Consider the following 20,199-nt stretch of genomic DNA (forward strand, 5'->3'; position numbering starts at 1 on the left):
AATTCGCCACGATTTTACACAAAGCCGTACTTAGCTAACTACAAAGTTCACCAACTTTCCAGGCACCACAATTACCTTTTTAATCTCTTTGCCTTCGATGTAACGCTGGGCAATTTCTGATTCACGAGCATATTTTTCCAACGCTGCTTTATCTGCTTGTGCTGGTACTTGAATCGAGCCGCGAGTTTTACCCATAACTTGAATCACTAAAGTGATTTCATCAGCTACTAAAGCAGCCGGGTCAAATGATGGCCAAGTTTGAGTATGAACTGAATCACTTTCACCCAATAAATGCCACAATTCATCAGCAATATGTGGTGCAAATGGTGCTAGTAAAACCACCAAAGTCCAAATACCTTCTGCGTAAATTCGTGAATTTTTGCCGTCAGCATCAGTTAAGGCATTACTCAACTTCATTAATTCTGAAATAGCGGTGTTGAATTGATATTCGTCTTCCACATCTTCTGTCACCGCTTGAATCGCCGTGTGAATCGCCCGCCGCAATTCCTTTTCTACCTTAGTTAAATCAGATTGGGGTTTTTTACGGGATACCCCAGCAGCAATATAATCTGTCACCAAACGCCAAACCCGATTTAAGAAGCGGAATTGTCCTTCCACGTCGGCTTCATCCCATTCCAAATCTTTTTCTGGCGGCGCTTTAAACAAAATGAACATCCGCGCTGTATCTACACCATATTTGGAAATTACATCTTCTGGCGCTACACCGTTGCCCTTTGATTTAGACATGGTGGCATAGAGACGTTGCAACGGTTCACCTGTCTGGGGGTCGCGCGGGTCGGCTGAATTAACCAGATTAGAAGCAATCCATTTATCTTTACCACCCTTATTAGGATTTAGATAAGTTAAACCCTGCACCATACCTTGTGTTAACAAGCGTTGGAAGGGTTCATCAAAATTTAACAAGCCTCTGTCCCGCAGAACCTTAGTAAAGAACCGCGAATACAACAAATGTAAAATCGCGTGTTCAATCCCACCCACATACTGGTCAACTGGCATCCAGTCGTTTATTTTACTGGAATCAAAAACCTGTTGTTCATTCTTAGCGTCAGGAAACCGCAAGAAATACCACGAGGAATCAATAAAAGTATCCATCGTGTCCGTTTCCCGCTTCGCTGGAGTGCCACAAGTTGGACAAGGTACATTTACCCAACTTTCCAACTGAGTCAAAGGTGAACCGCCACGTCCAGTAAATTCCACCTCTTCTGGCAACTGTACTGGCAAATCTTTATCAGGAACTGGTACTATCCCACAGTTAGGACAGTGAATTACAGGTATTGGTGCGCCCCAGTAACGCTGCCGCGAAATCAACCAATCCCGCAAGCGATATTGCACCCGCACTTTACCAAAACCTTGTTGTTCGGCGTATTCAATGATTGCTTGTTTAGCATCTGTGGAAGTCATACCAGTAAAAGCCCCAGAATTAATTAAAATTCCTGGTTCCGTGTATGCCTGGTTGTATTCAATTTGAATGAGTTGTGTGACTTCATCAATGTCTGATGTTGGGGTTAAGTCAAAACCTGCAACATCATCTGGGGAAACGATGACAAAATCAACTGGCAAATCGTAATTTTTGGCAAACTTAAAATCCCGGACATCGTGTGCTGGTACACCCATTACTGCTCCAGTACCATACTCGTACAGTACATAGTCAGCAATCCAAATCGGCACTTCTTCTCCTGTAAATGGGTTAATTGCCTTACCACCTGTGGGGATACCCCGTTTAGGTTTGTCGTCAGCAGTACGTTCCAACTCACTTTGACGGGAAACCTCTTTAATAAAGGCTTCTACCGCTGCTTGTTGTTCTTTTGTAGTGACGCGTTTTGTTAAAGGATGTTCTGGTGCTAACACTAGATAGCTGACACCATAAACGGTATCTGGGCGTGTGGTGTACACTCCAATTTTTTCATCTATCCCAATGATGGGAAATTCTAAGTAAGCGCCTGTAGATTTGCCAATCCAGTTTGCCTGCATTGACTTGACGCGTTCCGGCCAACCTGTCAATTTATGTAAGTCATTAAGCAATTCTTCGGCGTATTCGGTAATCTTGAAAAACCACTGGCGTAATAATTTGCGCTCAACTATTGCCCCACTCCGCCAAGAACGTCCTTCGTTATCAACTTGCTCATTTGCTAGTACAGTTTGATCGATAGGGTCCCAGTTTACTGCTGCTTCTTTTTGATAAGCTAATCCTGCTTGCAAAAACTGCAAGAAAATCCATTGTGTCCATTTGTAATAATCTGGCGAACAGGTAGCAAGTTCGCATTCCCAATCAATGGATAAACCAAGACGCTGCAATTGTTGCCGCATCTGAGCCATATTCTGATAAGTCCACTTGGCTGGTGGTACACCACGATCAATAGCGGCGTTTTCTGCTGGCAAGCCAAAGGCATCCCAACCCATTGGGTGTATTACCCGATACCCCTGCATTCGCTTGAGGCGGGCAATCACATCGGTAATCGTATAATTACGGACGTGACCCATGTGTAGGCTGCCCGATGGATAAGGGAACATGGAAAGAGCGTAGAATTTTGGCTTATTGCTAACTGTCGGTGTCTTATCTAAGCCAAGTTCTACCCATGTTTTTTGCCATTTTTCCTCAATTGCTGCTGGGTTATATCGGGAATCCACCAAAAATTCTCCTACTGGGTCTACTTACTATGTCAACCTACCTATGTCAACATAGCAGGTTAATCTAATATTGTAGGTCAACTACTCACAGATTTATATATATCAGTGCGGTTGAGGAGCAGCCTGATTATGCTCAAACTGCAACTCTTTCAGATATCGCAAGAATTATTTGATGAAGGTTTTAGGGACTTTCAGTTAAAAAAACATCCCATCCTTGCGGGACGCTCCGCGAAGGTAGGGGCACAAGGTCTTGCGCCCCTACAAATCTACAAATAATTTGGGATAATTTATTTTTTGGAAGTCCCTTAAATGGTTGAATCAAATATAAAATTGTCTGATTTGGTGCGGGTTTTTGTCTACGGCGCGCTCAAACCAGGTGAAGCTAACTATAAAAGATACTGTGCTGGCAAAGTCTTTGATGTCAAAATAGCTCTTGTACAAGGCAAATTATTTTCTCTGCCAATGGGCTACCCAGCGATGACGCTAGGGGATAGCCAAGTTTACGGATATTTACTTTCTTTTTCCCACCCAAAGATTTTAAATGAGCTAGATGTGCTGGAAGATTACCAGCCCAATAGACAAACGCCAGAAAACCTCTATAATCGACAAATTATCGAGGTTTATGAGCCACAGTCGCTCTCTTATAGTTGGGCTTGGGTTTATTTAATGACTTTACAGGAAGTCGATCAATTAGGCGGCTTCCTCCAACCTGGGGGCTGGTGGAGCGGCTGTGGTATAACCCCAAAGTCCAGTTATCAACTGTAAACTGTTAACTTTGCGATTAGTTTATGTCCTGTTTGGGGTCGTGTCCTTGCGGCTGTACCTGATAAATTGAATTTTCTGGAGAGGCTACTGCTGCTTTCGGAATTTCAATTACCGGGTTATTTAGCCCCACCATCAGCGGCGAAGGGGGAACTATAGACGCTGAGGACGTTTGTATCGGTACTCTTTGTGGTCGTTGTGCTAGTTGTTGCACCATCGAACCACCACCTACTAAGCCAGATATTGCACCGATCGCACAAGCAGCAACGGCTGCACTCCCCACCATCCAGTTTAAACGGGAGCGGCGGCGCAAACGTGACAATACTTGCTGAACTGTCTCTTCTGGCGACTGTTGGGCTGCTGGCACTGGGAGCGTCCGCAAGCCTTGGCGCAGTTTTAACAGTCGGGCATACAAACACTGAACCGAGGCATCATTTGCCAGCCATTCTTCTACTTGCCTACGTTCGGTGGCTGTGACTTCACCATCGAGGTAAGCACTCAATAACTCGAAGCGATCGCGCTTCACCATATCCATAAGACCCGTTGATTCATTGGTATGCTTGGCCATTCCATCTGACAAATCTTGAGGAAGTTGCAAAGGAGAACGGTCGTAAAACTGAGAATCAGTAGTCATCTTAACATTATTACCAATTCATACACGGGTAAACTGGGCGGGAATTTCGGGAAAATTAGCCGATTTTCCTCCTAAAGGCAGAAACAATCTACGTCTTTCTAGTAATTCTTAATCTATGCTTAAATTCTGCCATTGGGCAGAGGCAAGATACTGTAAATTAAGAAAATTAAGAGTCTAGATAATTCTGCAAGTGGGCTTGCAGCCTCGATCTAGCTCTGGCTATTCTGGACTTCACAGTTCCTAGAGAAACTCCAGTGATTTCGGCAATTTCTTCATAAGCCATGCCTTCGATTTCTCTGAGGACAATGGTAGTACGAAAAACTTCTGGTAAATCCGCGATCGCTTCCCGTAATTGCTCGTAAAATTCTCTAGTTGTCAGTTCTTCTTCAGGACCTGGGGTATCACCAGCGATTTCCCAATCCATCTCCCCGTCCTCTAAGGAACGGGGAGCATCCAGTGACAAAGGACTCATAACCCGCTTGCGTTTCCGTAACTCGTCGTAAAACAAATTGGTGGCAATGCGGCTTAACCAGCCCCGAAATTTAGCAGGCTCTTGTAATCGGTTAATATTCCGATACACTCGAATCCAAACTTCTTGAGCCAAATCGGCCCTATCAGGCCAATCTGGAGCCAGGTGGTATAGAACTCGATCGACTTGACTTTGATAGCGGCGTAATAGTTCCGCAAAAGCAACACGATCTGGTCGCAGTCCGGCTTGACAGCGCAAAATTAAATCGTGGTTAGGGAGTTTGTCAACTTGCACTGATGCTTCTGGATACTTTGCATCAACCGTTGACCAGGATACAGTAATCGATTGACTCATAGATCGTACTGGCTCTAAATCATCCCTATCTATTAGACCTGCTAATGGGACAGAAGTTCCATGCTCAGGTGACGGATTTATGACTGGAACACTGAAGCATACAATTTTGGATACATTTATAGCAATAAGCAGAGCCACTTTTCCTTATACTGCTCCCATAGTTGCCTAAGACCCATCAACGAATAAAGGCGCGATGTAATGCACATTTTAGTACTTTTAGCAACTGGGTATATACGCTTGATCGAGATAATTAAATTTAGCTATAAAAATGAAGATAAAATTTTGTAATTCTAACTTCTTGATACCTTTAAAATTCGGGTAATAATTTCTGGAAGTTAAGTTGCTGTGGTTGCTAAGATGGTGATTTAATTTTTTGATTTCGTTACCAGAATAGTTGCTGATTGTTCTGGTTGTGGCTTGAAGGCAGCACTAGAGTTATGTTGCTCTGGTACGCGAACTTGAAAAAATAAATTGAGGGAAAATGTAATTGTTACCGCTAGCAATAGTTTTTCAAACATGGTTTTTCATCCACCTACACCATTAATGATTGATTACTACATTTCAAGAGTTCCACTAAAAAGTCCGAGGAGAGGCTTACGACCCTCAGAACTTTTGAGGAATGAGGTTGCTTACTTGGATTTTTGCCGCTGGGATAATTTGTATAGTCTTAGTTTGCCCAGAGGTGTTGGCAGATTTACAGCGGAAATGATAAGTATTGATAAATTTTTGATAATCGGATGATGAACTCATTCAATTACTCGGCTGGATATGTCAGGGATAAACAATAGGCGATGGCAATGGTAAGAAACGAATCTGTAGGGCGTATGGTAATGCTGCTTTGTTTTGGCACAGCATTTTTATCCTTAGCTGTCCATTGGCGCATTAGTACGGCGGAACGGCAGTATGAGAAGTCTGCATCTACTTCGATGCGGCGAGATTCTACCCGAACCAATCTTAAGGGAAGCCGACCAGAGGGAGTCTACAAGAATCTTTCCCAAGTGAGTTTGGGGGAAATTGCGCTGGGTGGATCTGTGCCACCTGATGAAGTTACCCAAGGCTCGACTGCCCAGAGGACGTTTACACCAAAGTCCTCTGCTATTAAACCTAAAACTAAATCAAAAATAATTAAAGTTAAAACAACTACTCGTAGGGCTTCTACACTCAAGCCTTCTACCATTAAGAAGTCGCAAATAATTAAGAAGAATCTAGTTAAAACAACTACTCGTAGGGCTTCTAAACTCAAGCCTTCTACCATTAAGCCTCAAACTAAGCCCCAAATTATTAAGAATAATGTAGCTAAAGCAAGCGACCTCCCAACTCAGACGCGGCTGGTGGCGCAAGTAGAAAGACAAAATCCAGTTGCAGATAGTTGGCCAAAAGGTTTGTGGTCTCAGGCTTCAGCCCAACAAGTACCATCTAGTAGGCTGGCAAATGTCAAGACGCAGGTGGTGGTTGATTTAAGCGATCGGCGGACTTATGTATACGCAGGAGATGAGGTGATAGCCAGCTACCCGATTGCTATCGGCAAGAAGGGTTGGGAAACGCCCACAGGTTCTTTCCAGGTGATCCACATGCGACACTATCCAATTTGGCGTCACCCGATTACTGGTAAAGTATTTGAGGCTGGTACGGATAGTCCCTTGGGAGATAGATGGATTGGTTTTTGGTCAGATGGACGGAATGAAATTGGCTTTCATGGCACGCCGGATGTTGACCTGGTAGGAACAGCTGTATCCCACGGCTGCTTAAGAATGCGTAATTCTGATGTCCGATTGTTATATGAGCAAGTAAGTTTAGGGACAACAGTTTTAGTCCGTGATTAATTAGTTAAGAGTCATTAGTCCTTTGTTCTTTGTCTAAAACTAATGACTAATGACTCTGAAAATTATAATTTTTGCTCAAAGTTAGGTGCGTATGTTTGGAGTAAAGCACTGACTTGGCGCACAACCTCGTTACCAGTATTTTTACCCAAGGCTTGACGTTCTGGGAAGAAATTGGGTCGATCGAGATAACGGTTAATCGCCTCACTTATTTGTTGAGAAATTAAGTCTTGCAGCTGTGCCTGAGCCGTTTGGCGCTGGAAGTTAGCACCTTCTTCTGTGGTAGCATATAAAGGCGGTAGCCGATTGAGAGCGTAAGCGGCAATATCTCCGACATCTAAAGAACTTTCGCTGGTGGCTTCAATTTCTGCGACTCGTGCGATCGCTTCTGTCAGCACCAATTCTTCCATAACGTTAATGAATTGTTTGCGAGGTACCGCCACTACCTCACCAGTCAATAGCGCACCCATCAGCCGATCCAACGCCATATACTCTTCAATTGAGAGTTCCGAGGCGTTATCACAGATTCTACCGACTTCTGCTTCCATTGCTGGTGTCAAATAACCATCTTGGAGAGCTTGTTCTACAATTTTTTCGATACTCATAACGCTTATCATCATTTATGTTGGCAAAGCTTGGTAGGGACGGTATCAATCCAATTTATTTTGCCTAATTCTCAGCAAAAAATACACAAATTATGCAAAGACACGATCAATTCTGCCTCTACTAGTTAACGACCTTAGTTCGCCAAGGTGTTGGATCAACAGATTGTCCGTTGACATACAGACCCCAGTGCAAGTGCGGTCCCGTAGAAGCGCCTGTTGAACCTACTGCACCAATTAGTTGACCAGCTTTCACAAAATCACCTTCTTTAACGTTAATACGACTCAGGTGCATGAAAATACTGGTTACTCCTTGACCGTGGTCAATGCCAACTACGTTACCGTGTACCCGAAACCCTTGGGATACCCTACCTACCAAAGCAACTCGCCCAGCGGCTGGGGAAATTACCGATGAACCGGCAGCACCAGCGTAGTCAAGACCACGATGATAGTAGTCTTTTGCAAATGTACCATTATAGTAGCGACGCACACCATAGGTTGTACTCATCCGCCCTGCATTTGGCCTTAGGAATACTCCATTCCAAAACTTTTCTGGTGTTTGTAGTGCCTTAAAAGCTGCCACCCGCTTAAGTTCATACTCTGTGGCATCCACTCCAGCTTTGCCAGGTGGCAAAGTAATGCGTTGTACGGGGAATTTGCGATTAAGCACATTCACTGCCAAGTTTTGCACTTGACCATCCCCTGCAACCCGAAGTGTTCTAGTTCCAGCTTTTTCTAATGGAGTTGTGGGAACAAAAGCCCGATACCGATTAGGCGCAATTTCAAAGGCTGGGTATGTATTCTTACCACTAGCTACTGTTGGATTTGTACCATTCTCTGGATTATCTAGATTAATCTCCACCGAGAGTGTATCCCCTAATTTCGGATTAGTTGGAATCACCTTTACTTGCAAAGCATCTACAGGCAATGCCAAAGCGATGGGGAGAACAGCAAATATTCCCTTTAACACATTTATTCCACGGCAGTTGGCTGTCAAAGTTTTGACATCAAAACCGAGCAACTTTTTGTTTGAACTACTAGTGCTATTCTCAAGAATCATAGAATTACAAAAAAACCCTTGCTTGTATTGGAAAATAGATTAGCTTATTATCGCTAGTGTTTCCTGTTTGAAGCCGATAACCATAAATTTTCGGAAATTCTCCAGGTACTTATGGATTGCAAGGGCAAATCATTTTATCTGTAATCTTAGGAAATTGGTCTTAACTTTAATAACCAAGGTGTATGACATTGGCAATGAGCATAAAATTTAACTTTCATTACATAAATAGTACTTGAAGGAAATCTTGGAATCAACTGGACACTTTTTCAACTGGACACTAATATCACATTGTTAGGTTGAAATCGGTATGGGGAAATTACTTAAACTAGGTAAGTAAGTCAGTGAGGATAAATTAAACTATAGGACTAGTCGTAAATATTTTAAAATTTGGTGAGAGTAGGTCTTGATTCGCCAAAAACTATGATATTAAGGGAAAAATGTGATTCTGACACTCCAAATTTAAGATTTACTTTATAAATCAACTCTGAATGAGAGAATACACTAATTAACTTTAGGCTGATAGTATTACTTTTGACTTGAATTTGCCATCTTCCATCTGAACGATGCGATCGGCAATGTCTAGGATGCGGTTGTCATGAGTAACCATCAAGATGGTACAACCTTGTTCTTTTGCGAGTTTTTGCATGAGGTTGACTACATCTCGTCCCGATTGACTGTCAAGGGCGGCGGTGGGTTCATCCGCAAGGATTATTTGAGGATGACTGACTAAAGCACGAGCGATCGCTATTCTTTGTTTTTGCCCTCCAGACAGTTTATCAGGGTAATAATGCAAATGATTTCCTAATCCTACTTGCTCTAACATTTGGGCTGACCTAGCTCGCATCTTTTTTAACCCAAGATGCTTGTGCAATTCTAAAGCCATTTTGACGTTTTGGAGTGCCGTCAAACTACCATGCAAGTTATGTGCTTGGAAAATATAACCATTACGGCGTCGTGCTTGCACTAATTGTTCAGCGTTCGCACCATAAAGTTCTCGTCCCAACACTCGCAAGCTACCAGATTGGGCAGAACGCAACCCACCCACTAAGGTCAGCAAGGTAGTCTTTCCAGAACCAGAGGGCCCAGTCATGATAATAATTTCACCAGCGTTAATCTCTAAGTTGATGTTACATAAAACTTGCTTGCGGAGTGAGCCGTGACCAAAGTGGTGGTCGAGATTTTTAATAGAGATGACGGGTTTGCTAGTCATAAATAGCTCAATTACTCGTGACGATCATCATTGGTCATTTGTCCTTTGTCCTTTGCAAATGACCAATGACCAATGACGAATGACAAATTTAAAACATATCAGCAGGATCGGTGGCTTGGAGTTTGCGGGTAGCGATCGCACCAGAAATGGTACACATAATGATGGTCAGTACTAATACCTGCAATGCCCGAATCGCAGTCATGTACATAGGCAAATTTGTGGCACTGCGAGTCAGTTGGTAAAGCACTAAGGACACTCCTAATCCGGGGAAAAAGCCCAGTGCTGCTAATATCAACGATTCTTCAAACACCACACCTAGCAAGTAGTAATTGCGATATCCCATTGCTTTGAAGGTGGCGTATTCTCGAACGTGGGCATTAACATCGGTGGAGAGGACTTGATAAACGATTATCACGCCCACCACAAACCCCATCGATACACCCAGGCTGAAGATAAACCCAATTGGGGAATTTGTTCTCCAGAAATTGTTCTCAAATTCAATAAATTCAGCGTGGGTGAATACTCTGACATCATCTTTGAGGTAGGCTTTGAGCATTGCGGCTACTTTTTTCGGTTCATAGCCTGGTTTCAGAACAATCAAACCTAGACTGACACTACTGGACTGTCGCCCAGAAAATAGCCGCAAAAAATTTTGATCGCTGGTAATCAGGTTGCCATCAAAGCCAAAGGAAGCCCCAACTTGGAATAAGCCACTAATGGTAATTGTGCGCCTTTCAATTTCGGCAGTCAGGGTTTTACCTTGGTCAATTTGAGCGATCGCTTTTTGATAATCTCCTCTTGCACCACGATCGAACAAGACGGTATCGGGTAGTTTGATCGCTTGCAATTGCTGATTAACATCTGGTAAATCAAAGGCTGGCTTATCTGGGTTAAAACCAATAACTAACACCCCCGTCTCCCGATGCGTTTGGGGATTCTTCCAGATTGTGTTGTTGAAATACATTGCTTGGGCCGACTTCACCCCTGGTATATCCATTGCTTGGTAAAGTCGCCGACGAGAAAATGTAGACAAGCTTGGTAAATTACGGGCTTGGGGACTGGTTAAAACAATGTCTGCTTGCAAACTGCGATGTAGTCTGGTGTTACTGTCATATAGCGCAGTCTGAAAACCTAGCTGCATGAACATCAGAAGATCCGCAAAGGCAATGCCTGATAATGCCACTAAAAGACGGCTTTTTTCATGATTTAGTTGCAGCCATCCTAGAGGGGTTCGCCGTTGCAGTTGTTTGAACAATCCCATAATTAGGTAGTGGGGGCAAGGTGGGCAGGGGGGCAGGGGGGCAGGGAAGCAGGGAGGAGAAAATTCTTCTCCTCTGCACGCTTCTCCATGCCCAATCCCGGATTTTTCACAATTCAATTACTGCCTTAACTTGCATATTGGTTAAGGTGGCGGTTTTTTGGCTGGAAGTTTCATCTAGTCGGATGTGGACTTCTACTACTCTGTTGTCGATATTGCTGACGGGATCTGTGTTAATGACATTCTGTCGTCGCACTTGTAAACCTTTGCGATCTACGATTCCCTGCAATTCAATCGGGAGGTTATCACCAAAGATTCGCACTTGCTGCCCTGAATGTACTTTGCCGATATCGCTTTCGTAGACTTCGGCGATGACATACATCTGGCTGGTTTGCCCAATATCTGCAATGCCATCATTTGAGACTAATTCCCCAGGATGAGTATGGATCTCAAATACCTGTCCATTTTGGGGCGATCGCACCTCTGCCTGTTCAAGATTGACTTTTGCCAAATTCATAGCTGCTACAGCACGATTGACTTCTGCTTTAGCTGCTTCTACATCCACTCCGCGCACTTCAGCGATTTCATCGAGTGTTGCTGTGGCTTGTTTAACTTGTTGCTGACTAGTTGATTGGGTACGATTTAATTGTGCTTGGGCTTCTTGCAAGCTTTTTTGGGCGGTTTCCAAGTTTAAACGCTTACTATCCCGTTGAGAAGCGGAAATTGCGCCCTGTTGATATAGTTGCTGATAACGTTCGTCTTCTGCTTGGGCGTTACGCACTTCGGCTTGAAATCGCTCAATTGTCGCGGCTTGGGCATTAATATCACCTTGGCGTTCGGCTTCTAGACGAGCGATCGCAGCTTTTTGGGCGGCAATTTCACCGCGTTTAGCACCTGCTTGGATGCGGTTTAGGTTTGCCTGGGCTACTTTTACTTGTTCTTGTGCCTCTTTAAATGCTGCTTGGAGGCGATCGCGGCTGTTTAAAATTGCGATCGCTTGTCCTGTTTTTACCCTATCCCCCTCCTTTACTAACAACTTTTCTACCCGACTTCCTTCCGCAGACACCGCAGCTGAGAGTTTAATTATCTTGCCCTGTGGTTCGAGTCGTCCTAAAGCCGTTACCGTTGTTAACTGTGGTAATTGTGTTGCTGGTACTTGTGCCTCTGGATTTGCATAATTTTGCCAGCGTTTTACTATATAAAAACTTATTCCGCCAATCAATAAAGATGCAATTATACCTATAGCAACGGATGGACGCAGAATAGACTTAGGGAACCTTCTGTACCCTAGCTTTGAGTTTCGCACCATAGATTACCTCTTAACTAGTGGCGCAGAAAAAAGAACAGATTAGGCTTTTCTCCGTACTTGTTTGCTAATTCCTACTTCTTGAGTCAGTTATTCTTGATTTATCACTTCCAAGTCCACAAAATAATTTGGAAATTGTTGAGATTTTACTTAGATAAAGTGATTTAGCTGGCTAGGATAACAACGAATATCTTTACCAAATTATAGGTTTATGTTTTTAGCAAACTACTTTTGTTTTATGAAAGTACTCAGGTATAGTAAACGGTTTTAAAATTCCGGGTTGTAACAGCGCCAACAATCATAATCAAATTAAGTAAATAACAAAAAATATTTGCTGTGATTGCGATCGGTGGAAATTTATATCAAATTTTGATGATAATAGCGTTTACCAATCGTATTAGGTACATCATATTCCCCTCCTCGCTTGCCTACGGTGTATACACAAGTCTGAAATAGTTTACTAATTTGGTTTTTCGTGTCAGTTTTACCCCACCCTAACCCTCCCCTTGTAAAGGGGAGGGAACTAGATTTCTTTTTCCCCAATACATCGGGGGGATTAAGGGGGGTAATTTGACTTGTGTATACACACACTTGCGGGGTGGGGTTTTTGTACCTCGTAAGGGACAAGAACCGCTATAATCCCATTCAAAGGTTAAAACGAAACATTAACCAAACCGCATTGTGACACCTGTAGCTTGCAATTCTCACAAATCAAATAGGATTACTGTATTTAAGTCTGTTTGCTATTGGGAATTATAAAGATAGGAATACAAAACTTTCACAATAGTTTTGTATTCCTTTTATAGTATAAATGTACTATTAACTTTAGTTGTACAGCCATGCAACCTCTTCAGCCAGTTAGCGGGTGATTTAGAATTACCAGTCCGGTTGGCGGTGAAGTTTAATCCCAGTTGTCCACCACCATTAATTGAACTCGTGGAAGGACAGTATGCCGTTGCATCTGACTGGAATACTGATAGCGAACAATTGGCGATGCTGGGGCAGAGTCGTTGGGCGTGGGTGCGGTTGGCTGTGGCGCAAAATCCCTCAGCGCCAGCAGAGACGCTGATGCAGTTGGCTGGGGATGCGGTGTACAAAATTCAGTTAGCGGTAGCGAAGAATCCAGAAACACCCGCAGATGTGTTGGCTGTGCTAGCAGAACATCAAGATAAAGCGATACAAGCAGCTGTAGCGGAACATGGGAATGCAACGGAAGAAATATTGCATCAATTATTTCCAACTCAACAGCATCTTTTAAAAAGAAGGAAAAATTTACCAGCTAGTATTTTAGAGCGGATTTTCAATGAATTAGTAACAAACCAGCCAATTTGGAAAAATAAGGAACTTCGTTATTTTTTATTAAAACAACCAAACACACCAACAAGGTTTTTAGCTGAGTTAGCAAATATTGATTTAGAAGCACTAAGAGCGGAAAAACTAGAACAAGAAAGAAAAGCCGGATCAACGCCAGGAATATCTGAAAAATGGGTTCAGGATGAGATTAGATTTCTCACTGATGTTGCCGAACATCCGCAAGTTTCGGTGGAGATTTTAGAACGATTGGCACAGTATCCCAATTCTCATGTCAAACTTGCTGTTGCCCAAAATTCCCAAACTCCTGAACAACTAAAACTACGGATTTTATCAGAGTTGATACTTTATGCGGAGGACAATATTAAAGTCGAAATTGCCAAAAATCCCGAAACACCAGTGTATGTTTTAGAGGCGATAGGGCAAAATGAGTCTTATCGCACCAAGCTTTTACGGGAAATTCGACGAGTTTTAGCCTCTGAGTATGCTGTTAATGCTAACTCATTTAATTCCACTGCTGACAAATTCATGTCTGATCTCAAGCATCAGACTTTATATCCTAATAATATTGTTGTTAATGTTGACTACTTGATGAGACTGTTTGAAAGTCCTGATTTTCTGGAGGTAATGACAAGAAATTTAACTTATGAGGATACAAAAAATGAGCTATCTCTATTGATGAATAGATTTTTATCTGAATTGACAGAAATGTTTTCTGGGCTATCGAATAAACTACAAGAACAAGTAGTTACAACTATCGTAAGTATTTTGGCATTAATTAACAGTGGTGTTAAAAATAACTCAAGAAAACGCTCTATAGCTGTAGCGTTAGTTGGCAATCAAAATACTCCAGTTTCTTTACGGAATGAATTAATTAATCAGCTTAGAAGACCATCAATACCACTTACTTCTCATGAGAGTGACTGCGACTTGTTTTTAGCACTTGTTTATAATCCACAGATTTCAGAAGCGCAAAGGATGGAATGTTTTCAGCAGCTTCTCTCTACAAATTGGAACAATATTCAAGAAGGAATTGCCAGAAATCCAAATACTCCACCGGAAATTATAGCTCAGTTAATGACTCGCCCTGGTGTAGGTCGTCAAGCAGTTTCTAGAAACCCCAATGCACCCACCGAGGCACTGGCAGAACTAGCCCAGGACAGCAATAGTACAACCCGGAATTGGGTAGCTGAAAATCCTGGTACTCCAACTAATATTTTGGTGCAACTTACCAGACAACCTGTAGAGAAAACAATTAATAATATTTCAAGTGTACGTGAGACTGTACTGAAAAATCCCAATTTTCCTCCCCTTGAACGTTATCGGTTATTGCTAGCTATAGAGGAGGAGCAAGAAACTGCAAACGCTCATCAATTAATGGCTCGTCGCACTAATAGTTCTTATGCTTTGGCGCAAGTTGTGGAAAAGGGAGATCAAAAAACCAAACTAACCGCAGCACGTAGCAATTAAACTCCGATTCAAATATTGGAACAACTGGCAAAAGATCCAGATGAAACTGTGCGTCAAGCTGTCTCGCAAAACTCCAATTTACCCCTCAATCGATTGCTCGAACTTGCACGAGATTCCAGTGTAAAAATTCGACAGGCACTTGCGTATAAATCATCTCATAATAAAATACCAACGCCTATTCAACTATTAGAAATACTAGCGCAAGATGAATCTGAGCAAGTCAGAGCCAAAGTTGCAGAACATCCTGATTCATCTGTTGAAATTTTGACACGGTTAGCCAACGATACTAGCCGTGAAGTCAAATCAAGACTGACTGCTAACCCCAATACTCCAGTCACAATTCTCACTCGCTTGGGATTAGAAGAAAATCTGGTAAATCAACGCAATCCCAATACACCAGGAATTGTGCTTGCTCAGGCGGTTAAAAGCATGAATAGCAAAAATCTCGCTGATTTTATTAAACATCCTGTCAAAGGTTCACAAATGCCTGCTGAAACTTTGTCACAGTTAGCAAGTCACACCGATAGTTCAGTGCGTTATCGAGTCGCATCTCACCATAATACACCAGCCACCGTTTTAAGACAGTTAGCTAGAGACTCTTATGTAGCTACAGTTCGTGCTGTCGCCAGTAATGCTAATACATTTCCTGAAACTTTGGAAGTGCTAGCTAGTCACCCAGATTTTACAACTCGTTTGGAAGTTGTTCGCAATCCCAACACACTGCCTCGCGCACTTGCTCAAATTGTTCTGAGTACCCAAAATTCAGGAAATACGCCAAATCAAACAGTAGATATGCTCAAAAGTGCATTTCCGGGCGATCATAATGATGTGCTGCGTTCAATAGCTGGTAATCCTCGCACACCTATTGAGGCATTGGAGATTTTAGCAAGAAGAGAGTTTATCGGTGCAACACCCGATCGTCACTCGATTCTTCCACCCACAACTGATGATAATATAGTGCGATCGCTTGCATACAACCCCAGCTTAACACCACAACTACTGAGCATTCTTGTGCAAGATCCTTATGTAGAAGTGCGTGTTTGTTTAGTTCGGCATCCCAATTTGACAGAGGCGTTGTGGTTACAGTTAGCAGAAGATACAGAAATCTCCGTGCGTGAAGCTGTTGCGGCTACAATCAACGCACCTGTAAGCGTTTTGGAATTACTAGCGCAGGATGAACAAGTAGAGGTGCGAATCAAGGTAGCGACTAACCCCAATACACCAATTACTGTCTTACAAGTTCTCGCAGGTGATGAAAACTCCAGTGTCCGCACTGCTGCGGCTAGCAATTCTAACCTACCTGAAACAATACTGACACAACTGGCAACCGATAAAAAAGTCGAAGTCCGCCGCGCAGTTGCTCAAAATCCCAACACCCCTGCACCCATCCGCGAAAGCCTCCGCGATTTGATTATACAACCCACCACCCGCCAAACTAGTCCCACCTTGCGCGGACTCAACCGCCTCTACAACCCCAGCACCGATGATTTAGTCAGCATACTTGCAGAATACGCGAGTTCAGAAAATGCCTTTGTGCGGTTTGTGACACTCCTCCACCCGCTAACTCCACATGAAGTGCTGACTCAAGCAACGCAGTCTGCATCCTGGCTGGAACGCTACGCCGTTGCTGATAATTCTGGGACTCCAAGCGTTTTACGCCAGCAACTTGCCCAAGATAGCAACCGAATTGTCCGCGCAGCCGCTAGAGTTAATACTAATTCGTAATGGGCTAGGGCGTGTTTTCAAAGTCTTAGATCCCCCCAACCCCCCTTAAAAAGGGGGGCGAAGAGTCTCTTAAAGTCCCCCTTTTTAAGGGGGATTTAGGGGGATCTAAAAAGTTAGGAGGCTAAATAAATAGTTTGAAAACACGCCCTACGCCCCGCTACGCTAATGTAATTCGTAATTAAGAGATGTCAGATTTCGTGGGGTTTCAGGATTTGAATTTGTTGCTGGATTTTAGAGAATTGGTATAACTTGTAAATAATGGAGGATGTTGCAGATGGCATACAGTGATTTCACACTTGCCAAAGTTCGAGAAACGTTTCAACTTGTAATTGATGAAAAGCGCAATCTATTCAAAGATGTGTCGCCTATTCAACCTTCCGCTAGCTTAACAACGCTCTTAGAAGAATATACTCAACTAGCAACTGCCATCAATACTGAAAAAGCCCGTTCCGAATTACTAATTATGCCAGTTCTTACGGAAGTTAGACGACAGTTAAATTATCAAATCTCACTGTTTTCTGGAACAGATTTTGATGTAGATAGTAGTAAAGGATTGAATGGATTTTGTGATTTCATTCTCTGTGGTTCTGAAGAACAGTTTTATATTAAAGCGCCTGTGCTTACAATTGTTGAGGCGAAAAATGAAAATATCAAAGGTGGTTTAGGACAATGTATTGCCACTATGATATCTGCCCAATTATTCAATCAAAATACTCAACAAGAAGTTAAGACAATCTATGGAGTTGTCACTAGTGGAACCAACTGGCGATTTTTAATTTTGGAAGGAATAACAGCATACATTGACATAGTTGAATACTATATCAATGATGTTGATAAAATTCTCAGTATTCTGTTACAACCATTTCAATCTGCTTTGTTATAAGCATCGTTATGAAACAGTTATTGTCTAAATTTATCGGGAGATACAAATGGATTTAATTACAAATGAGTTAAAACTAGAAACTAAACAGCTTTTAGCAACTCTTGAGGTTGTTTCAGAAGGATTATGGTATTCTAGTGAATCTGATTACCCTTACACGCCTTTCGTTTGGGATAGCCAAAGTCAGGGAGAATTTAGTATAGTTCGTGTTTTAGAACATCTTGGAAATATCCAAGATGTTGAGCCTGAATGGTTAAATAAATACTGGCAAAGTCAAATTCAAGAAGCAAAATATAGGAGGCAATCTGATTTTGGTTTTGCTCCTAAATATCCCAAAATTGATGAAATTCAACAGATGTCCGAGCGAAGCTCACATTTTTTTCAAATTTTCCAAGAAAATACTTTGCTCATTCAAGTAATAAAAATTTCAGCTTCACAAATCTTAATTATTGGACAAACTCAAGAAGAAGATTGGGTTGGAATTTCTCCAATAGTTGATTATCGTGTCTGGTATCCTCATACAACCGTTTATCCAGAAATGGATACACCAACAGCAGCCGCTATTAGCTTGAAAATTAAATTAGAACCTTTATTATCTGAACTTAAAATTTTAAATGCTTATCATTGGCATGATTTGGTTTGGGAAAATGCACCCACGAAGGAAAAATTATTATTGAAGTTACTTGTATCATCAAAGTATATAGAAATTAGAGATTTTGTAGGATTAGGAGAAAACAATCTTGGCAGTTTCCTCTTAACCAAGCTACAAAATGTTTTAACTTATACTTTCAGCGATCGCACTGGTGGATTCTCAATCTATATAATTGGAAAAACACTAGAAAATGATTTTCTTGGTGTTTATACAACCTCTATTCAGACGTAAATTGATTAAACCGTAAAATTAATTAGAGCTAAATTTATGCATTTAGAAACAGAACAAATCCTTGCTACATTAGAACTACTCTGCTCAGATTTGTTTGTTTGGGAAACTGCAACCCAAGGTGAATTTAACCTCTGGAATTTAATGATTTCCGAAGGTTTTGTTCATCTAACCGACATAGAACTTGCTTTTAAACATTGGCAAAAAATTGAAGAATGGGGAACTCCTACTAATCAGGAAGCTTCTGATTATGAATACGCCCCGCCGCGTTCTAAACGCAAGGATAATACTTGGAACGAAAGTATTGCTAATGAACGCCAAGGTTACTATCAACAACTCCAGCAGTTAGTTGAAAATCATCTGCAAAATATTCAAGTATATAATTTATCCTTTGCCAAAGCAGCACATCAAAGCTTTGATTGGGAACATCCAGATTTTTCCGTGTCGATTGTGGTTGGTGAAACTAGCGATCGCCACTGGTTTTGCCTTGCCCCTACTATCCCCGACCAAGTAAGCTACGATGATCGCAGCCGCCATCAACCCACAATGCAAATTGTCTCCGAAGAATCACCAAGCGAAGCAACTCAAACTCTCATAACTGAAGTTAAAATTCTGCTTAATAATCTCACCCCGATTACCAACTACGGCTACTACTACGGCGGATACAAATGCACCTATCAACATCAAATTGTCGGTGCATTAGCTAAAACCAAAACGACTGCCATTGAACTTGCACTGCAAGCAGCAACGATGGTTTTCTTCGAGAAGCGAACAATTGAATTTGCTGATGGTCGCAACAATAGCCGTAAACTTAGCCAGTTTATGAACCAGTGTTTAGCTAATTGTACTTACTACAGTATCAGTTTTTGGGATGTTGGCTACACCTACGAAATCGGACAAACCCCAGCAGGAGATTGGCTAGGGGTGCGTTCAACGAGCGAATTTGACTACAATCCTTAGAAAGAGTAGCAAAAACCTAATGTCTAAAAAGTCTGATTCGCAGTTCCAAAATCTCTTTACTTCACAAATTTGATTTGTGAGAATTGCTCAAAAAGAATCTGCTTAAGATGCTGCAACAACAGCACGGTCATTTACTAACTTGCCATCTTCCATATAGACAATGCGATCGGCAATATCTAAAATGCGGTTGTCATGAGTAACCAAGAGAATGGTACAATCTTGTTCCTTAGCTAGTTTTTGCATGAGGTTGACCACATCTCGTCCCGATTTACTGTCAAGGGCGGCGGTGGGTTCATCTGCTAAGACTATTTTAGGACGACCAACCAATGCACGAGCGATCGCAACTCTTTGTTTTTGTCCCCCAGATAAATCATCAGGATAATAATTCAAGCGTTCTCCTAATCCTACCTCCTCTAATATTTGGGCTGACCGGGTTTTCATTTCTGCTGGTGAAATATTATTATGTACTTCCAAACCCATTCTGACGTTTTGGAGTGCTGTCAAACTACCGTGCAAGTTGTGCGCTTGGAAAATATAACCGTTATTGCGTCGCACCTGGGTAAGTTGTGCTTTGCTAGCGCCACACAGTTCTTGTTCCAATATCTGCAAACTGCCGGATTGGGCAGAACGCAAGCCGCCTGCTAAGGTGAGAAGTGTAGTCTTACCAGAACCAGAAGGCCCTGTCATAATAATAATTTCGCCGGCGTTAATATCCAGGTTGATATCAAAGAGAACTTGTTTGCGGAGTTGACCATGACCAAAAAAATGGTCGAGATTTTTAACAGATATAACAGGAGACATACCAATTTTAGATTTTAAATTTTAGATTGGGAATTGAGTAAGTGTCTT

Annotated in this window: 17 protein-coding genes; 7 read left to right on the forward strand and 10 right to left on the reverse strand. The window is 42.1% G+C overall.

The window, feature by feature from the left end; translation table 11 throughout:
* Positions 1-30 precede the first annotated feature (30 nt).
* Positions 31-2,649: a leucine--tRNA ligase gene (gene leuS, locus RMX69_RS13445; RefSeq protein ID WP_289798336.1), complete on the reverse strand. Its 2,619-nt coding sequence runs from the start codon at positions 2,647-2,649 to the stop codon at positions 31-33.
* 309 nt (positions 2,650-2,958) lie between these two features.
* On the opposite strand from leuS, the gene RMX69_RS13450 reads away from it, so the two are divergent.
* The gene (locus RMX69_RS13450) at positions 2,959-3,414 is read left to right on the forward strand and encodes a gamma-glutamylcyclotransferase family protein (RefSeq protein ID WP_289798337.1); all 456 of its coding nucleotides are present in this window, start codon (positions 2,959-2,961) and stop codon (positions 3,412-3,414) included.
* Positions 3,415-3,430: 16 nt separating this feature from the next.
* On the opposite strand, the gene RMX69_RS13455 is transcribed toward RMX69_RS13450, so the two are convergent.
* The 3 genes from RMX69_RS13455 to RMX69_RS13465 form a co-directional block, all read right to left on the reverse strand.
* Complete coding sequence (locus RMX69_RS13455; RefSeq protein ID WP_289798338.1) at positions 3,431-4,045, reverse strand: anti-sigma factor family protein; 615 nt, start codon at positions 4,043-4,045, stop codon at positions 3,431-3,433.
* Between the two features lie 166 nt (positions 4,046-4,211).
* Positions 4,212-4,868 (reverse strand): sigma-70 family RNA polymerase sigma factor, encoded by a 657-nt coding sequence (locus tag RMX69_RS13460; RefSeq protein ID WP_289798339.1) that lies wholly within the window; start codon positions 4,866-4,868, stop codon positions 4,212-4,214.
* 365 nt (positions 4,869-5,233) lie between these two features.
* Complete coding sequence (locus tag RMX69_RS13465; protein ID WP_289798340.1) at positions 5,234-5,386, reverse strand: hypothetical protein; 153 nt, start codon at positions 5,384-5,386, stop codon at positions 5,234-5,236.
* Between the two features lie 657 nt (positions 5,387-6,043).
* Here RMX69_RS13465 and RMX69_RS13470 point away from each other — a divergent pair.
* A complete protein-coding gene (locus RMX69_RS13470) occupies positions 6,044-6,691 on the forward strand; it encodes a L,D-transpeptidase (protein ID WP_289800067.1) in 648 nt (215 codons plus the stop codon).
* 62 nt (positions 6,692-6,753) lie between these two features.
* Here the strand turns inward: RMX69_RS13470 and RMX69_RS13475 are convergent, their stop codons facing one another.
* From RMX69_RS13475 to RMX69_RS13495, 5 genes are all read right to left on the reverse strand, one after another.
* Entirely contained in the window at positions 6,754-7,293 is a 540-nt protein-coding gene (locus RMX69_RS13475) for a late competence development ComFB family protein (RefSeq protein ID WP_190909652.1), read from the reverse strand.
* Between the two features lie 121 nt (positions 7,294-7,414).
* A complete protein-coding gene (locus RMX69_RS13480) occupies positions 7,415-8,350 on the reverse strand; it encodes a M23 family metallopeptidase (RefSeq protein WP_322637733.1) in 936 nt (311 codons plus the stop codon).
* A 511-nt stretch (positions 8,351-8,861) separates the two neighbouring features.
* Positions 8,862-9,560: a DevA family ABC transporter ATP-binding protein gene (locus RMX69_RS13485; RefSeq protein ID WP_289798341.1), complete on the reverse strand. Its 699-nt coding sequence runs from the start codon at positions 9,558-9,560 to the stop codon at positions 8,862-8,864.
* An 88-nt stretch (positions 9,561-9,648) separates the two neighbouring features.
* On the reverse strand, positions 9,649-10,821 hold the full coding sequence (devC, locus tag RMX69_RS13490; RefSeq protein WP_322637734.1) for an ABC transporter permease DevC: 1,173 nt from the start codon (positions 10,819-10,821) through the stop codon (positions 9,649-9,651).
* Positions 10,822-10,927: 106 nt separating this feature from the next.
* The gene (locus RMX69_RS13495; protein WP_322637735.1) at positions 10,928-12,127 is read right to left on the reverse strand and encodes an ABC exporter membrane fusion protein; all 1,200 of its coding nucleotides are present in this window, start codon (positions 12,125-12,127) and stop codon (positions 10,928-10,930) included.
* A 786-nt stretch (positions 12,128-12,913) separates the two neighbouring features.
* On the opposite strand from RMX69_RS13495, the gene RMX69_RS13500 reads away from it, so the two are divergent.
* The 5 genes from RMX69_RS13500 (at position 12,914) to RMX69_RS13520 (ending at position 19,350) form a co-directional block, all read left to right on the forward strand.
* Entirely contained in the window at positions 12,914-14,905 is a 1,992-nt protein-coding gene (locus RMX69_RS13500) for a hypothetical protein (RefSeq protein ID WP_322637736.1), read from the forward strand.
* Between the two features lie 15 nt (positions 14,906-14,920).
* The gene (locus tag RMX69_RS13505; RefSeq protein WP_322637737.1) at positions 14,921-16,630 is read left to right on the forward strand and encodes a hypothetical protein; all 1,710 of its coding nucleotides are present in this window, start codon (positions 14,921-14,923) and stop codon (positions 16,628-16,630) included.
* 274 nt (positions 16,631-16,904) lie between these two features.
* Complete coding sequence (locus RMX69_RS13510) at positions 16,905-17,513, forward strand: hypothetical protein (protein ID WP_322637738.1); 609 nt, start codon at positions 16,905-16,907, stop codon at positions 17,511-17,513.
* A 46-nt stretch (positions 17,514-17,559) separates the two neighbouring features.
* On the forward strand, positions 17,560-18,393 hold the full coding sequence (locus RMX69_RS13515; protein WP_322637739.1) for a nuclease A inhibitor family protein: 834 nt from the start codon (positions 17,560-17,562) through the stop codon (positions 18,391-18,393).
* A gap of 36 nt (positions 18,394-18,429) precedes the next feature.
* Entirely contained in the window at positions 18,430-19,350 is a 921-nt protein-coding gene (locus RMX69_RS13520; RefSeq protein ID WP_322637740.1) for a hypothetical protein, read from the forward strand.
* 102 nt (positions 19,351-19,452) lie between these two features.
* Here the strand turns inward: RMX69_RS13520 and RMX69_RS13525 are convergent, their stop codons facing one another.
* Entirely contained in the window at positions 19,453-20,151 is a 699-nt protein-coding gene (locus RMX69_RS13525) for a DevA family ABC transporter ATP-binding protein (RefSeq protein ID WP_322637741.1), read from the reverse strand.
* Between the last annotated feature and the right edge of the window lie 48 nt (positions 20,152-20,199).

It is taken from the genome of Nostoc sp. EspVER01 (assembly GCF_034530635.1).
Lineage (GTDB): Bacteria > Cyanobacteriota > Cyanobacteriia > Cyanobacteriales > Nostocaceae > Nostoc.

Coding starts and splice junctions, on each gene's coding strand:
- RMX69_RS13515 (WP_322637739.1), top strand. CDS start 17,560: ATGGATTTAATTACAAATGAGTTAAAACTAGAAACTAAACAGCTTTTA.
- RMX69_RS13525 (WP_322637741.1), bottom strand. CDS start 20,151: ATGTCTCCTGTTATATCTGTTAAAAATCTCGACCATTTTTTTGGTCAT.
- RMX69_RS13480 (WP_322637733.1), bottom strand. CDS start 8,350: ATGATTCTTGAGAATAGCACTAGTAGTTCAAACAAAAAGTTGCTCGGT.
- RMX69_RS13455 (WP_289798338.1), bottom strand. CDS start 4,045: ATGACTACTGATTCTCAGTTTTACGACCGTTCTCCTTTGCAACTTCCT.
- RMX69_RS13460 (WP_289798339.1), bottom strand. CDS start 4,868: ATGAGTCAATCGATTACTGTATCCTGGTCAACGGTTGATGCAAAGTAT.
- RMX69_RS13510 (WP_322637738.1), top strand. CDS start 16,905: ATGGCATACAGTGATTTCACACTTGCCAAAGTTCGAGAAACGTTTCAA.
- RMX69_RS13495 (WP_322637735.1), bottom strand. CDS start 12,127: ATGGTGCGAAACTCAAAGCTAGGGTACAGAAGGTTCCCTAAGTCTATT.
- RMX69_RS13485 (WP_289798341.1), bottom strand. CDS start 9,560: ATGACTAGCAAACCCGTCATCTCTATTAAAAATCTCGACCACCACTTT.
- RMX69_RS13450 (WP_289798337.1), top strand. CDS start 2,959: ATGGTTGAATCAAATATAAAATTGTCTGATTTGGTGCGGGTTTTTGTC.
- devC (WP_322637734.1), bottom strand. CDS start 10,821: ATGGGATTGTTCAAACAACTGCAACGGCGAACCCCTCTAGGATGGCTG.
- RMX69_RS13465 (WP_289798340.1), bottom strand. CDS start 5,386: ATGTTTGAAAAACTATTGCTAGCGGTAACAATTACATTTTCCCTCAAT.
- RMX69_RS13520 (WP_322637740.1), top strand. CDS start 18,430: ATGCATTTAGAAACAGAACAAATCCTTGCTACATTAGAACTACTCTGC.
- RMX69_RS13475 (WP_190909652.1), bottom strand. CDS start 7,293: ATGAGTATCGAAAAAATTGTAGAACAAGCTCTCCAAGATGGTTATTTG.